Consider the following 14,938-nt stretch of genomic DNA (forward strand, 5'->3'; position numbering starts at 1 on the left):
TCAGGAGCGCAACAGGGTCGCCTCAGGGGCTCATGGGTGCCGCGGCGGGGGTGACGTCCTCGTAGTCGTAGTCGTAGTCGTTCTGTTCGGGCGGGTCGCCGTCGTAAATGAGGAATTGGCGCCGTTGCAGGTAGGCGTCACGAATGAAGGCATACTGGTCCAGGGCCGCGGTCTCCACGATATTGGTGGTGCGCATCAGGTCGGCGCGCATGTCGACGAGTTCCAGTGCAAGCAGTGCCCGGCGGGTATCCCGGTCCTTGAACTCCCAATAGTCGTCCACCTCGAAACCGACATACCATCCTACGGCGTCCCGGACCGTGTGAGGACCGAGGAAGGGCAGGACCACATAAGGCCCGGGCTCTATACCCCACACGCCGAAGGTCTGGCCGAAATCCTCGTTGTGGGCCTCGAGGCCCACGCTGCTCGCCACGTCGATGAACCCCAGGATGCCGAACGTGGTATTCATCAGTACCCGCCCGCCGTCCGAGGCCGCGTCTCCCGGCTTGCCCTGGAGGAGGTTGTTTATCAGAACCAGCAGGTCGCCGATGTTGCCGAAGAAGTTGGTGACCGCCGTGTCAACGGGCTCGGGGGTCACGAGCTTGTAGGTCTCGGCCAGAGGCTTGCCGATGCCGCGGTCGAAGTCGGTGTTGAAGGCGTGTACCGAGCGGTTGAACCCTTCCCAGGGATCACGGGGGTCGACGTGTTCCGGGGCGGTGGCGCATCCCGTGACCAGGAGGGCCAACAGGGCGGTGCCGAGCAGGGCGCCGACGTCCGACAGGGATCTGGGAATGGCCCTCATGAGATGAAATCCTTATGTGCTGATGGCAATGCGGGCAAGGCAGGCCTGCCGCGAGATTGAATGATTATAGCGGGCGGCTTGAGCAACATGAATTACAACTGTAACCTAGAGGGATGACAACGACAAGGAAATCAGCGCCTTTCCGAATTTGTTTAATCGCAGACTCATCAGCACCCGGCTGATACCCCCTGGCGTGCCGGCGTCTTTGTGGGAGACCCTTCGCGCTTCGACGCTCAACGAACGAAAAACTCTTGCTATGCATGTGATTCGAGCCCAAAGCTCAAGCCCTTAAACTATTTTTCGCACCAGACGCTAAGGTTAGGAAAGGGATTCCATTTCGCCGGCGCCATCAGGGTCATGGTCTCGATTCCCTGCGTGGCGTACCACTCACACGATTGACGGTACTTTTTGGTGATGACAGCGGTCGATGACAGTGAGCTGCAGCGCTTTCCGGCCCTCCGAAGTCTCTCGGCGGAGGCATTGCACGAACTCAAACGTAACGCGACGGTGATCACCGGAGCCGCACGGGGCAAGCCGCTGTTCACCCTGCGCGATACGCGACCGGAGACCTTCTTCCTGCTCGCCGGCTCCCTGCGCTTGGAACGTCCCGACGGCACCGGCTTCAACCTGCGGGCCGGCGAAGCCGCCGCCCTGCAACCATTGGGCGCCGGCCACCCCGGCAGGCTCTCGGCGACGTCGTTGTCGCCCGTACGCTGCCTCAAGGTGGATGCGGACCTCCTGAGCGTGCTCCAGCGCGCCGATGAACCGGAGGATTACGCCATAGACGAACTCCACGCGGATGACGAGGAGCCGGATAACCGCCTGTTGTTCCGCATCTATCAGGATTACATCGACGACAAACTGGATATCCCTCAGATCCCCGAGATCAGCCTGCGTGTGCGCAAGGCCGTGGAGCAGCCCGAGGTGGATATTCCCATGGTGGCGCGCATCATCCAGGCGGATCCTGCGCTCGTAGCGCGCCTGGTACGGGTGGCCAACAGCGCCCTCTATGCCGGAGCCTCACCGGTGGGCAATATTCGGGATGCCCTGGTGCGCCTCGGCCTCAGTGTGACACGGGATCTGGTCACCAGCTTCACCCTTCAGCATCTGTTCAATACCGAGCACGCCATGGTCAAGCAGCGCATCCTCAAGGTGTGGCAGCACAGCACCATGGTGGCCGCCGTGAGTTTCATCCTCGCGCGCCTGACCCGGCTCTACGAGCCGGAACACGCGCTGCTCGCGGGCCTGCTGCATGACATCGGCACCGCGACTCTCCTGCAACAGGCGGATACCTGCGAGGCCCTGGCCGGGAACGCCAAGGGGCTGGAGGAGGTGGTGGTGAAGCTGAGGGGGCAGGTGGGGGCCATGGTGCTGGAGAAGTGGGGCTTCAGTACCGACCTGGTGAACGTCGCCCGCGAGGCCTATGTCTGGTACCGGGACGACAGCCCCGAACATGACTTGTGCGACCTCGTGATCGTGGCGAACCTGCACTGCATGGGCGGCGATGCCGAGGCCCTCGGGGCGCCACCCATGGAACTGGTCCCAGCCTACAGGAAACTGAGCCTCGGTGACCTCACCGAGAGTCAGCAGCTCAAGATCCTCGAGGATGCCAAGAAGGAGATCAGCGAGATGCGGCGCCTGCTGCTGGGATGACTCCGGGTGAGTCCGTGAGCCCATGTCCAGGGCACATGGTCAGGGCAACATAGAGGGGCGCGATAGGAACTGCCGCAGCTTGCGGCAAGCTGGAACCCATGGCGGAACCCATGGCCGCGGGAGTACGCTGGAATGGCTATTATTTAACATAATATACATTATGCGCAATAAAGTAAGGGGCGCGGTCGGCCGCTGTAAGTGGTTTCCGGGTGCCGGGAATGTCCTGGCCCCTTCCATGTCGGGGATCCGCCCTTGAAAGAATTCGACGAGCACGTGGGACGCGCCCTGTTGCAGGCCATGCACGGCATGTCCAAGGCCATCGCCTTTCGTGACGCCTATACGGCCAATCACCAGGCCCATGTCTCGGCCCTGGCGCGCAGCATCGGCCAGCAGATCGGGTTGTCCAGTCACGAACTCGAGGGGATCCGGGTGGCGGGCAACCTCCATGACATCGGCAAGATCGGCATCCCAGGCTCCATCCTCAACAAGACCTCGGCCCTCAGCGACGAGGAATACGAGCTCATAAAAACTCACGCGAGGATCGGTGCGCAAATACTTGATGATATTGAGTTTCCATGGCCCGTTCGGGATATGGTCTTTCAGCATCACGAACGCATCGATGGCTCCGGTTATCCCCAGGGACTGCGCGGTGACGCCATCGCCCTGGGGGCCCAGATCCTGGGCATCGCGGATACCCTGAACGCCATCGTATCTCACAGGCCCTATTGTCCGGCACGCTCCCTGGAATCCGCCCTCGCCATCATCAGCGATGCCCGGGGCGTGCTCTTCGATGACCGTCTGGTGGTCGCCTGTATCGAGGTGGCCCCGCGCTTCCGCGACCAGCGCCCCTGAGAGACCGCGGTGCGGTTCTTGGTTCCGGGCTTTGCGTCCCCCGGGTCCACCCTGATAGTTTGCCCCCGAAACGCTGTCCAACCCCCAGGAGCCGCCGGTGTGGCATGACCAGTTTCCCCTTCGTCCCGGCCTCGTTCATCTGAACCACGCCGGTGTCTCCCCGTGGCCCCGGTGCGCCCATGACGCGGTGGTGGATTTCGCCGCGGAGAATCTGAGCCAGGGCTCTCGCGACTATCCCCGCTGGCTGCAGACGGAGACCCACCTGCGCGAGTCTCTGGCCCGGCTCATCAACGCCGGCTCGGCGGACGACATCGCCCTGGTGAAGAGCACCTCCGAGGCCCTCTCCTTCGTGGCCTACGGGTACCCCTGGCGGGCCGGCGACAACGTGGTCCATCCCCTGCACGAGTTCCCGTCCAATCGAGTCGTCTGGGGATCCCTGGTATCCCGCGGCGTGGAGGCCCGGGCCGTGGATATCCGGCGCGCCGAGGATGCGGAAGGTGCCCTGATCGAGGCCTGCGATGACCACACTCGCATCCTCGCCGTCAGCGCGGTGCAGTATGCCGATGGGTTCCGGATGGATCTGCCCCGTCTGGCGGCGGCCTGCCGCCGGCGCCAGATCCTGCTGTGCGTGGATGCCATCCAGCAACTCGGTGCCCTGCCCCTGGATGTGCGGGACATGGGGCTGGATTTCCTCGCCGCCGACGGCCACAAGTGGCTGCTCGGCCCCGAGGGCCTGGGGGTCTTCTATTGCCGCCCCGAGTTGCGGGAACGCCTGGACCTGACCCAGTTCGGCTGGCACATGTTGGAGGATATGGGTGACTTCGACCGTCTCGACTGGCGGCCAGCCACCACGGCCCGACGCTTCGAGTGTGGCAGCCCCAACATGACGGCGGTGCACGCCCTGGCGGCGAGCGTGGACCTGATCCTGGAGACCGGGCTTGCCGTCATTTCCGAGAACATTTCGAGAAAGGTTAATTATCTGATTGAAAAAATTAATGAAATCCCAGGAGGATTCCTGGTGACGCGAACGGATCCCGGGCGCCTCGCCGGTATCGTGACCTTCGGCATCGCGGCCGTGGACGCCCCCTGTCTGTACCGGCGCCTCATGGCCGCCGACGTGTTGTGTGCCCAACGCGCCGGGGGCGTGCGCTTGTCACCCCATTTCTACACCCCGGAGAGTGCCATGGAGGAGGCCATGGAACGGGTGGCCCGCTTGTCCCGCGACTGTGGCGCCCGATGAACGCCAAAGCATTTATCTCTCACGGAGGCACGGAGGCACGGAGAACCAAGACAAGAGCGTATTGCTTTCCGTATGGTGATGCGGAACGGGGGTCTCTCGCCGAGGCCGCCATTCAGGCCCAGGCATCTGTCTTTCTCAGTGCCTCCGTGCCTCCGTGAGAGACTATATTGCAGATCTAATTAAGATCCGGTGTGGTCCAGGGGGCAAGAGGATGGCTTTCTCAGGGTTTTGGGAAGAGCCGGAAGAAGTTGTCCGTGGTGGCCGCCGCGAGTTCGTCCAGCCCGATGCCCCGCAGGGACGCCACCGTTTCCGCGACGTGGCGGGTATAGGCGGGCTGGTTGGTCTTGCCGCGATGGGGCGTGGGAGCGAGCCACGGCGAATCCGTTTCCACCAGCATGGCGTCGAGGGGCACCTCTTGGGCGACCGCCTGCAGTTCCCGGGCATTCTTGAAGGTGACGATGCCCGAGAAGGATATCATGAAGCCCAGGTCCATGGACTGCTTCGCAGTATCCAAATCCTCGGCAAAACAATGCATTACGCCGCCTACCTCATAAGCATTTTCTTCTTTGAGCAGGCGCAGGGTGTCCGCGGCCGCCTGGCGGCAGTGGATGATCAGGGGCTTGCCCGTCTCCCGGGCCGCGCGGATATGGCGGCGGAAGCGGTCACGCTGCCATTCCAGGTCACCTTCGCTGCGGAAGTAATCCAGCCCCGTCTCACCGATGGCCACCACCTCCGGGTGGTCCGCCCAGGCCAGGAGATCATCCACGGACACGTCATCGGGACCGCTCTCTTCGTTGGGATGGATGCCGGCACTGGCGGATACCTGGGGATAGCGTTCGGCGATAGCGCGCACGGTGGCCACGTTGCCGCGGTTGACCGAGATACACAGCAAGTGTTCGATGCCGGCCGCGCTGGCGTTTTCCAGCACGGCGTCCAGGGAACCGCCGCACTGTTCCAGGTCCAGCAGGTCGAGATGACAGTGGGAATCTACCAGCATTTAACCTTCACATGGTGTGGGTCTGGCGGTCGGACTTGAGGGCCGCGGCGAGGTGATTCTCGATCTTGTTCTTGGTGGCGCCGTTGTCAAGTTCGCTGAATTGCACGCCGATGCCCGAAGTACGATTACCCTGGGCCCCGCGAGGTGTCACCCACACGATACGGCCCGCCACCGGCAGTTTGTCCTTCTCGTCCATGAGGGTGAGCAGCATGAACACCTCGTCGCCGATGTGATAGGCCTTGCTGGTGGGGATGAAAAGGCCGCCGTTCTTGATGAAGGGCATGTAGGCGGCGTAGAGCGCGCTTTTGTCCTTGATGGTGAGGGACAGGATCCCCTGTTTTGGTCCGGCCACTGGCTACCTCCTCCCGATCTGAATTACCACGGCTCATTTACCACGGCCGCCCGCCTGGTAGAGCGGAATGGCGATCTGCTCCGCGAGACTGTTGTGGCTGAGGCTGTGACGCTGGGCCAGGGCCTCGGCGAGGCGGTTCAGGCGGGCGTCGATGGCGAATAATAGCGCCAATTCATGGCCCAACGACAGGTGGGCGGGGCTCTCGTCCGTCACGACGTGGCGCAGGCTCGCCCCGGAGGGATCGCAGGCTCCACGTATGGCGTCCTGGATGAGGCCCTGCAGCCACGGCAGCACCACCTCCAGTCCGATCTTGGACCAGCGTTGCGCCACCGTCACGGGGTCCGCCCGGCCGTGGGCGAGGTCCCGGACCTCGGCGGCCACCCTGCCCCCCTCTTCCAGCGCCCCCTCCCCCGCCAGGGCCAGGGCGCGCAAAGGGGTGCCACCCGTGATGCCCAGCAGGTTGGTGGCGGCCGCCTCATCGAGGCCTTGGGCCTGCAGCCAGCCGCTGGCCGGCTCGCCATAACAGGGGGCAAGCCTGACGGCCTGACAGCGACTGCGGATGGTGGCCGACAACTGGCTCGCGCGATGACTGACCAGCAGCAGCACCGTCAGGGGCGGCGGTTCCTCCAGCGTCTTCAGGAGGCTGTCCGCCGCGGCGGGCGTCATGGCATCCGCCGGATTGACCACACAGACCTTGTAGGGCCCGCGGCTGCGGGTCAGAAAGATGGTTTGATTCATCTCCCGGATCTGGTGGATCTTGAGGGCCACCGCGTCCTCCTCGGGCTCCCACAGGCCGTAATCCGGATGGGCGCCGCCGGCGAACTGAAGACAGCCCGGGCAGCGGCCGCACGCGGCGCCTGCGCTTTCCTCACACAACAGGGCGCCGGCCAGGGCCGCCGCGAAGGCCCTCTTGCCAATGCCGGCGGGGCCACCGATGAGCAGGGCGTGGGGGAAGCGTCCCGCGGCCTTGCGTGCCATCAGCTGGCGCCAGGGTTCCTGCTGCCAGGGCAGCACTCGATCCATCCCCAGGGCCATCAGGGCAGGGCCTCCAACACGGCGGTCAGGCGCGCCTGCACGGTGGCCAGGTCGGCCCCGCCATCGATGACGCGGTAGCGCCCCGGGTGGCGGGCGGCGCGCTCCAGATAGGCCTCTCTGATACGCTCGAAGAATTCGGTTCCCTCGCGCTCGATGCGGTCCTGGTGGCCGCGCGGGCCTATTCGCGCCATCCCGGTGGCCGGCGATACATCGAGTATGAGGGTCAGGTCCGGCCTCAGATCACCCTGCACCCAGTCCTCCAGGGCCTCGATACGCGCCGCCTCGATACCCCGGCCGCCGCCTTGATAGGCGAAGGTGGCATCGGTGAAGCGATCGCACAGCACCCAGGAGCCGGCATCCAGGGCCGGCCTGATGACCCGCCCCACATGCTCGGCGCGGGCGGCGAACATCAAAAGCAGTTCCGTATCCACCGCCATGCCCTCTGCCGTGGGCTGGAGCAGAAGCTCCCGGATGCGCTCGCCCACGGGCGTGCCTCCGGGTTCGCGGGTCATCAGCACGCGATGGCCGCGGGCCTCGAGAACGCGCCGGATCGCGGGCATGTGGGTGGACTTGCCCGCGCCCTCGATGCCTTCCACGGTGATGAATCGCCCGCGCCCGGTCACGGCGACCGCCTCCCGCGCTGGTACTCGTTGACGGCGTTCTGGTGTTCCCGCAGGGTCGCGGAGAAGTGGTGGGTGCCGTCCCCGCGGGATACGAAATACAGGGCCTCACCGCCGGCCGGATGGAGGGTGGCGTGGATGGCGGCGCGGCCGGGCATGGCGATGGGGGTGGGAGGCAGGCCGTGGCGGGTATAGGTGTTATACGGTGTGTCCGTGCGCAGATCCACCCGCCTCAGGTTGCCGTCGAAGTCCGCCCCGAGGCCGTAGATCAGCGTGGGGTCCGTCTGCAGGCGCATGCCGCGGCGCAAACGGCGCACGAATACGCCGGCCACCTCGGATCGCTCGCCGGCCTGGCCCGTCTCTTTCTCCACGATGGACGCCATGATGAGCGCCTCGTAGGGCGTCTCATAGGGGAGATCCACCTCCCGCTGCGACCATTCCTCCGCCAGCACCCGTTCCATGGCCCGGTAGGCCTGGGCGAGGAAGGCCACGTCGGTGGTGCCCTTGGGGAAATGATAGGTCTCGGGGAGAAAGCGGCCTTCCGGATGCTCGCCCGCGCGTCCCAGGGCCGCCATCACGGCCTCGGGATCGGACTCCGAGAGGCGTGCCTGTAGTTTGTCATGGCCGGCCACCGCGGCCATCATCTCGGGGAACGTCCATCCTTCCACCAGGGTCAGGGTGTGCTGGATGACCTCTCCCCGCACCAACTCATCGAGCAACTGGCGGTGGGTCAGCCCCGGATTCAGCAGGTATTCACCGGCCTTGATGCGGCCGGCATCGCCGCTGTAACGAGCCTCGACGCGCAGATAGAATGGCTTTGCGACAATCCCCCGGCGGGCCAGGTCCTGCATGATGGTCCTGAAACTCACGCCCTGCGGGATCTCGTAGATCAGGCCTTCGTCCGGCACCCGGATGGGGGTCTCCATGGCAGCCTTCCAGCCGTACCACAGGACCCCCACCGCGAGGCTGGAAGAGAGCACCAGCAGGCCCGCGAGGCGAAACAACACCCGGGCCAGCCAGCCGCCGCCTCCGGAGGCAGGGTTGCCGCCGTCTCCGTGCGCACCGGGACTGCTGGGTCGGATCATGGGTCTCAGGCCTCCAGCGGGTAGGCCAATGCGTCTTTTGCCGCCAGGATCCCCTGCAACCTGCGGGTCAGGGGGCCCTGTGGCATGGCGGTACCATCGAACCAGACGACGGGCCAGATCCCGGCCACGCTGTTGCAGACGAAGACCTCGGAGGCCTGCTTGAGCTGTGCCACGGGAATGGCCGTCACGGCCACCGGGATGCCGGCCTCCGCCGCCCCTTCCAGGAGTACCTCGCGGACGATCCCCGCCACGCCGCTCCGTTCCAAGGACGGCGTATAGAGCATATCGTCCTTCACCATGAAGACGTTGGAAGCGGTGCCCTCCACTACCTCGCCTTCCAGATTCAGCATCAGGCCTTCGGCAGGATCGTCGGCGGACCATTCGGCACGGGCCAGGACGTTCTCCAGCCGCGAGGTGTGCTTGATGCGCGCCAGAGCCGGGTTGGCCGACGACGGGGTGATGCAGCGCCTTACGCTGATACCCCGGCGCGCCCGTTCCTCCACCTGTTGCGGCCAGGGATGGATGCTGACGATGCGCAGGGGCTCCGCCTTGGCCGGAGGCCGGTAACCGCGCCCGCCGGATCCTCGTGTCAGCAGCACCTTCACTACGGCCTGCTGTTGATCCCGGCACAGCGCCGTGACCTCGTCGTCGAGGGTCGCCGCGGCGGGTGGGGGGATCCTGAGTTGGCGACAGCCGCGGTGGAGACGTTCCCGATGGCGCTCCCACAGCAAGGGCCGACCATCCCTCACGGCACAGGTCTCGAACAGGCCATCGCCGTAATTGAGACCACGGTCGTCAGGAGACACCGTTCCCTGGGGTGTACCGTTGATCATGAGCACGGGAGGCGAACCCGGAAACCAGGCGGCTGTGAATCAGGTGACGTGTTTGAAAATCAGGGTGCCGTTGGTGCCGCCGAAGCCGAAGGAGTTGGACATGGCCACGTCCAGCTTCATCTGTCGGGCCTCCTTGGGGACATAATCCAGGTCGCACTGGGGATCCGGCTCTTCCAGGTTGATGGTGGGTGGCGCCACCTGGTCACGCAGGGCGAGGATGCAGAACACCGCCTCGACGCCGCCGGCGGCCCCCAGCAGATGACCGATCATGGACTTGGTGGAACTCACGGCCACCTTGTATGCGTGGTCGCCGAAGGTATGCTTGATGGCATCGGTCTCGGCGATGTCACCTGCCGGGGTGGAGGTGCCGTGGGCGTTGATGTAATCCACCGCCTCCGGCGTCATACCGGCATCGGCGAGGGCAATCTCCATGCAGCGGCTGGCGCCCTCGCCGCCGGGGGACGGCGCGGTCATGTGGTAGGCGTCGCTGCTCATACCGAAGCCCGCCAGTTCACAGTAGATGCGGGCGCCCCTCGCCTTTGCATGCTCGTATTCCTCCAGCACCACGACACCGGCGCCGTCCGCCAGCACGAAGCCGTCCCGGCCCACGTCCCAGGGACGGCTCGCGCGCTCCGGCTCGTCGTTGCGGGTGGACAGAGCCCGGGCAGATGCGAAACCGGCCACCCCGAGGGGGCATGTGGCCATCTCGGCGCCGCCGGCCACCATGACATCCACGTCGCCCCGCTCGATCATGCGTCCGGCGTCACCGATGTTGTGGGTGCCCGTGGAACAGGCCGTGACGATGCCGTAGTTGGGCCCCTTGATGCCGTACTCGATGGACAGGTTGCCGGCGATCATGTTGATGATGTTGCTGGGCACGAAGAAGGGTGAGACCTTGCGCGCGCCTCCCCGGACCAGGGCATCACAACCTTTTTCGATGCCCGGCAGACCACCGATGCCTGATCCGATGGCAATGCCGATGCGCTCGGCATTGGCCTCGGTGACCGCTATACCCGAATCCTGTATGGCCTGCATCCCGGCGGCGATGCCGTAGTGGATGAAGGGGTCCATCTTCTTGGCCTCTTTGGGCTTGATGTACTGCGAGACGTCGAAGTCCTTCACCGTAGCCGCGAAGCGCACGCTGAAGTCCGAGACATCGAAGTGGGTAATGGGGGCCATACCACTCTTGCCGGCAACGATGTTCCGCCAGGTATCTTCGACCGTATTCCCCACGGGCGACACCATGCCCAGGCCCGTTACGACAACCCGTCTTCTCAACTCTTCATCCTCCAAGGCCCTCCACGGAACCACGTCATGCCCGGAACACGGTGCAAAAAACGCCAAGGGCCGCCACCGTAGCGACTACGGTCGGCGGCCCTTGGCATCACGCCGGACGACGAATCAGTCCAGGTGCTGATTGACGTAATCGACGGCCTGCTTGACCGTGGTGATCTTCTCCGCCTCTTCGTCCGGAATCTCACAGTTGAACTCTTCCTCGAGGGCCATCACCAGTTCAACGGTGTCCAGGGAATCCGCGCCGAGATCATCCACGAATGAGGCTTCACCATTGACCTCATCTTCTTTTACGCCGAGCTGTTCCACGACAATCTTCTTGACGCGTTCTTCAATGCTGCTCATAAGCTGATAACCCTCCCGGTAAACTGGCCGCGCTAAGCGCGCCGGCATAGTTTAGTTTAAACAATTCAACATGCAATAACGGGTAGATCCCCCGCCTCCCCCGGAAACGGCATCCGCCGTCGCCAAAAAATTTCGTCAAGACATATACATACCGCCGTTCACGTGGAGCGTCTCGCCGGTGATGTAGGCCCCCGCCGGGGAGGCCAGAAAGACCACGGCCTGCGCCACGTCCTCCGCCGAACCCAGTCGGCCCAGGGGGATCTGGTCCTTCAGGGTCTCGCGGTGCTCTGCGGACAGCCCCCGGGTCATGTCCGTCTCGATGAAACCCGGTGCAACCGCGTTCACCGTGATGCCCCTGGGGGCAAGTTCCCGAGCCAATGCCCGGGTCATGCCCTCGACGCCGGATTTGGCGGCACAGTAATTGACTTGCCCGGCGTTGCCAAGCCTTGCAACCACCGAAGAAATGTTGATGATGCGGCCGCGGCGGGCCTTCATCATGCCCTTGGTGACGCCCTTGGTGACCCGGTAGACACCGGTCAGGTTAGTGCCCACCACATCGTCCCACTCGTCTTCTTTCATGCGCAGCACGAGATTGTCGCGGGTGATGCCGGCGTTGTTCACGAGGATGGATGGTGCGCCAAAACGGGTCTCGATGTCTCCCAACACCGCCATGACGGCCCCACCGTCGGTGACATCGAGGCAGAAGCCCCGCCCCATGACACCCTGTTCAGCCAGCATTCGGGTGATCATCTCCGCCCCGTCTTCCGTGGTGGCGGTGCCGCAGACCGTGGCACCCTCGGCCCCCAGGGTCAGGGCCACGGCCCGGCCGATACCCCGGCTCGCCCCCGTCACCACTGCGATCTCGTTTTCAAGCCGCACCTGTTTCTCCTATGGCTCGACGGCTGAGAGCGCCTTGTCGAGGCTCTCGGCGTCATGGATGGGCAGACACGGCATGTCGCGTTCGATGCGTTTGTTAAGCCCTGCGAGCACCTTGCCCGGACCGCATTCCACCGCGCTCCCGACACCCTCCCGGTACAGCCTGCGTATGGTGTCCACCCATCTTACGGGATGGTGCAGTTGGGCGGCGAGGGCCTGCCTGATGTCATCGGCAACGTCGTGGGTCGCCACGTCTACATTGTGAATGACGGGGATGGCCGGGGGGTCAATGGTCACTTCGGAAAGACGTAAGTGGAGCCTTTCTGCCGCCGGTTTCATTAGGCTGCAGTGTGAGGGAACACTGACCGGCAGGGTAAGCGCCCGCTTCGCGCCCCGCTCCTTGGCCGATGCCACGGCGCGATGAACGGCTGCGGCATGGCCGGCGATCACCACCTGCCCCGGGGCATTGTAGTTCACCGGCGCCACCACCTGGTCGCCGGCCACGCCCTCGCACACCGCGGCCACCGTGTCGTCATCCAGGCCCAGAATGGCCGCCATGGCGCCGCTGCCTTCGGCTACGGCCTCCTGCATGAAGCGCCCTCGATCGGCCACCAGGGCCACGGTGGCAGCGAAATCGAGGGCGCCGGCGCACACCAGGGCGGTGTATTCGCCGAGGCTATGGCCCGCCATGGACTGGGGCACCGGCCCGCCGGCGGCCCGCCACAGCCGCCATACGGCGACGCCGGCGGTCAACATCAGGGGTTGGGTGCGATCGGTACGGTTGAGTTCGGACTCGGGGCCCTCCTGGGCGAGCCGCCACAGATCGAGACCCAATACATCGCCCGCCTCCTCGAAGGTCTCCCGGACGGCCGCCTGATGGCTGCCGAAGGCAGACATCATCTTCAGGGACTGGGAGCCCTGGCCTGGAAAGATACATGCCATCGTCATTGGAGATACCGCCTGATCAATACCTGATGAGGGCCGAGCCCCACGTGAAGCCACCACCGAAGGCCTCCAGCAACAGTAGCTCGCCGCGCTTGATGCGACCGTCCTTGACCGCGGTATCCAGGGCCAGGGGAACGGAGGCCCCGGAGGTATTGCCGTGGGTATCCACGGTGACTACCACGTTGTCCATGGACATCTTCAGCTTGCGTGCGGTGGCGGCGATGATACGGATATTGGCCTGGTGAGGTACCAGCCAGTCCACGTCGCTCTTCGCCAGCCCGTTGGCCTCCAGGGTCTCGTCCACGATCCTGCCCAGGGTATTCACCGCCACCCGGAACACCTCGTTGCCCTGCATGCGCAGATAGGCCTTGCCCTCGGCCGTGTGGTCGTAGCCCTCGGAAATCCCGCCGTCCACCGTCAGCAAATGCTCATACGCGCCGTCGGCGTGGATATGGGTGGACATGATTCCGGGCTCTTCGCTCGCCTCCAGCACCACCGCCCCCGCGCCGTCGGCGAACAGCACGCAGGTGCCCCGATCCGTCCAGTCGATGATGCGGGACATGGTCTCCGCCCCCACCACCAGGGCGTTCCTGACGTGACCGGAGCGTATGAACTGATCGGCTACCGACAATGCATAGATGAATCCCGTGCACACCGCCTGGACGTCGAAGGCCGGGCAGCCGCTGATGCCGAGTCGGCCCTGGAGCAGACACGCGGTACTGGGGAACACCTTGTCCGCCGTGGTGGTGGCAACGATGATGAGTTCCACCGCGTCGAGATTCAGCCCACTGTGATCCAGGGCCCGGCGCGCCGCCCGCTCGGCCAGATCGCAGGTGGTTTCGCCGTCACGGGCGATACGGCGCTCACGGATCCCCGTGCGCTCCACGATCCAGCTGTCGCTGGTGTCCACCATCTTCTCGAGATCGGCGTTCGTCAGCACCTTCTCGGGCAGATAACTGCCGGTACCCATGATGCGGGAATGGGTCACGATGCGGCCCTGGCCTCCAGGCGCTGCTGCATATGGTTCCGGATACGGGCGGGTACGTCGTTGGCCACCTCGTTCACCGCCTCGTCGATGGCGTGGGTGAAGGCGAGCCGATCCGCCCCACCGTGACTCTTGATGACGATGCCCTGGAGGCCGAGCAGGCTGGCGCCGTTGTAGCGGCGTGGATCGAGGCGCAGTTTCAGGGATCGCAATACGGGCAGAGCCACCAGCCCCGCCATGCGGGTGACGAGGTTGCGGCCGAATTCGAGTTTCAGATAATGGCTGATCATCTTGGCCACGCCCTCCGAGGTCTTGAGGGCGACGTTGCCCACGAAACCGTCACACACCACCACATCCGCCTCACCCGTGAAGATGCCGTCTCCCTCCACGTAGCCGATATAGTTGAGTCCGGTATCGGCCATCAGGGCCGAGGCCTGTTTGACGGTCTCGTTGCCCTTGATGGCTTCGGCCCCGATGTTGAGCAGCGCCACCCGTGGCGCGGCCTTGTGCTCCACCGCGCTGGTGAGATCGGACCCCATGATGGCGAACTGCACCAGCTGTGCCGGGGTGACGTCCACATTGGCCCCCAGGTCGAGCACATGCACGTGCCCTTTCATGGTAGGGAGCGCCGTGGCGATGGCCGGCCTGTCGATGCCCGGCAGGGTGTGCAGCACGAACTTCGCCATGGCCATCAACGCCCCCGTGTTGCCCGCACTGACACAGGCCGCCGCGGTACCCTGTTTCACCAGGTCGATGGCCACCCGCATGGACGAGTCGCGCTTCCCGCGCAGAGCCGCCGCGGGGGATTCATCCATGCCGACCATCTGGCTGGCGTGGCGGATGGTCAGCCGGTGGCGCGCCTCCTCGCCCGCCGAGGCCGCCAGGGGAGCCAGGATCTGCTCGTTCCCCACCAGCACGAGCCGCAGCCCGGGATGTCGATCGAGGGCGTCGATGGCGGCAGGAACCACCACCTCGGGGCCGTGATCACCCCCCATGGCGTCGAGGGCGATGGCAAAGGATTCCAAGCC

Annotated in this window: 16 protein-coding genes; 3 read left to right on the plus strand and 13 right to left on the minus strand. The window is 64.8% G+C overall.

The window, feature by feature from the left end; genetic code table 11:
• Nucleotides 1-22: 22 nt before the first annotated feature.
• Nucleotides 23-799, minus strand: coding sequence for a VacJ family lipoprotein (locus U5S82_22160; GenBank protein MDZ7754266.1), 777 nt, complete (start codon nt 797-799; stop codon nt 23-25).
• A gap of 414 nt (nt 800-1,213) precedes the next feature.
• Between U5S82_22160 and U5S82_22165 the strand changes: the two genes are divergently transcribed.
• The 3 genes from U5S82_22165 to U5S82_22175 all read left to right on the plus strand — a co-directional run bounded on the left by U5S82_22165 (nt 1,214) and on the right by U5S82_22175 (nt 4,544).
• Entirely contained in the window at nt 1,214-2,452 is a 1,239-nt protein-coding gene (locus U5S82_22165; protein MDZ7754267.1) for an HDOD domain-containing protein, read from the plus strand.
• 252 nt (nt 2,453-2,704) lie between these two features.
• Nucleotides 2,705-3,304, plus strand: a complete 600-nt coding sequence (locus tag U5S82_22170; protein MDZ7754268.1) for an HD domain-containing phosphohydrolase — start codon at nt 2,705-2,707, stop codon at nt 3,302-3,304.
• Nucleotides 3,305-3,401: 97 nt separating this feature from the next.
• The gene (locus tag U5S82_22175; protein MDZ7754269.1) at nt 3,402-4,544 is read left to right on the plus strand and encodes an aminotransferase class V-fold PLP-dependent enzyme; all 1,143 of its coding nucleotides are present in this window, start codon (nt 3,402-3,404) and stop codon (nt 4,542-4,544) included.
• Nucleotides 4,545-4,764: 220 nt separating this feature from the next.
• Here the strand turns inward: U5S82_22175 and U5S82_22180 are convergent, their stop codons facing one another.
• The 12 genes from U5S82_22180 to plsX form a co-directional block, all read right to left on the minus strand.
• Nucleotides 4,765-5,541, minus strand: coding sequence for a TatD family hydrolase (locus tag U5S82_22180; protein ID MDZ7754270.1), 777 nt, complete (start codon nt 5,539-5,541; stop codon nt 4,765-4,767).
• A gap of 7 nt (nt 5,542-5,548) precedes the next feature.
• Entirely contained in the window at nt 5,549-5,893 is a 345-nt protein-coding gene (locus tag U5S82_22185; protein ID MDZ7754271.1) for a PilZ domain-containing protein, read from the minus strand.
• A gap of 33 nt (nt 5,894-5,926) precedes the next feature.
• Entirely contained in the window at nt 5,927-6,928 is a 1,002-nt protein-coding gene (gene holB / locus U5S82_22190) for a DNA polymerase III subunit delta' (protein ID MDZ7754272.1), read from the minus strand.
• Nucleotides 6,928-7,551, minus strand: coding sequence for a dTMP kinase (gene tmk / locus U5S82_22195; GenBank protein ID MDZ7754273.1), 624 nt, complete (start codon nt 7,549-7,551; stop codon nt 6,928-6,930). The genes holB and tmk overlap by 1 nt, the downstream gene beginning before the upstream one ends.
• Nucleotides 7,548-8,633 carry an endolytic transglycosylase MltG gene (gene mltG / locus U5S82_22200; GenBank protein MDZ7754274.1) on the minus strand — a complete coding sequence of 362 codons (1,086 nt, stop codon included), beginning with the start codon at nt 8,631-8,633 and terminating at the stop codon, nt 7,548-7,550. Before mltG ends, tmk begins: the two co-directional genes overlap by 4 nt.
• 5 nt (nt 8,634-8,638) lie before the next feature.
• Nucleotides 8,639-9,466: an aminodeoxychorismate lyase gene (gene pabC / locus U5S82_22205; GenBank protein ID MDZ7754275.1), complete on the minus strand. Its 828-nt coding sequence runs from the start codon at nt 9,464-9,466 to the stop codon at nt 8,639-8,641.
• 39 nt (nt 9,467-9,505) lie between these two features.
• Entirely contained in the window at nt 9,506-10,744 is a 1,239-nt protein-coding gene (gene fabF, locus U5S82_22210; GenBank protein MDZ7754276.1) for a beta-ketoacyl-ACP synthase II, read from the minus strand.
• 123 nt (nt 10,745-10,867) lie between these two features.
• Entirely contained in the window at nt 10,868-11,104 is a 237-nt protein-coding gene (acpP, locus tag U5S82_22215; GenBank protein ID MDZ7754277.1) for an acyl carrier protein, read from the minus strand.
• A 135-nt stretch (nt 11,105-11,239) separates the two neighbouring features.
• A complete protein-coding gene (gene fabG, locus U5S82_22220) occupies nt 11,240-11,983 on the minus strand; it encodes a 3-oxoacyl-ACP reductase FabG (protein ID MDZ7754278.1) in 744 nt (247 codons plus the stop codon).
• A gap of 9 nt (nt 11,984-11,992) precedes the next feature.
• Nucleotides 11,993-12,928, minus strand: coding sequence for an ACP S-malonyltransferase (gene fabD / locus U5S82_22225; GenBank protein MDZ7754279.1), 936 nt, complete (start codon nt 12,926-12,928; stop codon nt 11,993-11,995).
• 16 nt (nt 12,929-12,944) lie between these two features.
• A complete protein-coding gene (locus U5S82_22230; GenBank protein MDZ7754280.1) occupies nt 12,945-13,913 on the minus strand; it encodes a beta-ketoacyl-ACP synthase III in 969 nt (322 codons plus the stop codon).
• Nucleotides 13,910-14,935 (minus strand): phosphate acyltransferase PlsX, encoded by a 1,026-nt coding sequence (gene plsX / locus U5S82_22235; GenBank protein MDZ7754281.1) that lies wholly within the window; start codon nt 14,933-14,935, stop codon nt 13,910-13,912. Before plsX ends, U5S82_22230 begins: the two co-directional genes overlap by 4 nt.
• Nucleotides 14,936-14,938 lie beyond the last annotated feature (3 nt).

This window comes from Gammaproteobacteria bacterium (assembly GCA_034522055.1).
Lineage (GTDB): Bacteria > Pseudomonadota > Gammaproteobacteria > JAABTG01 > JAABTG01 > JAABTG01.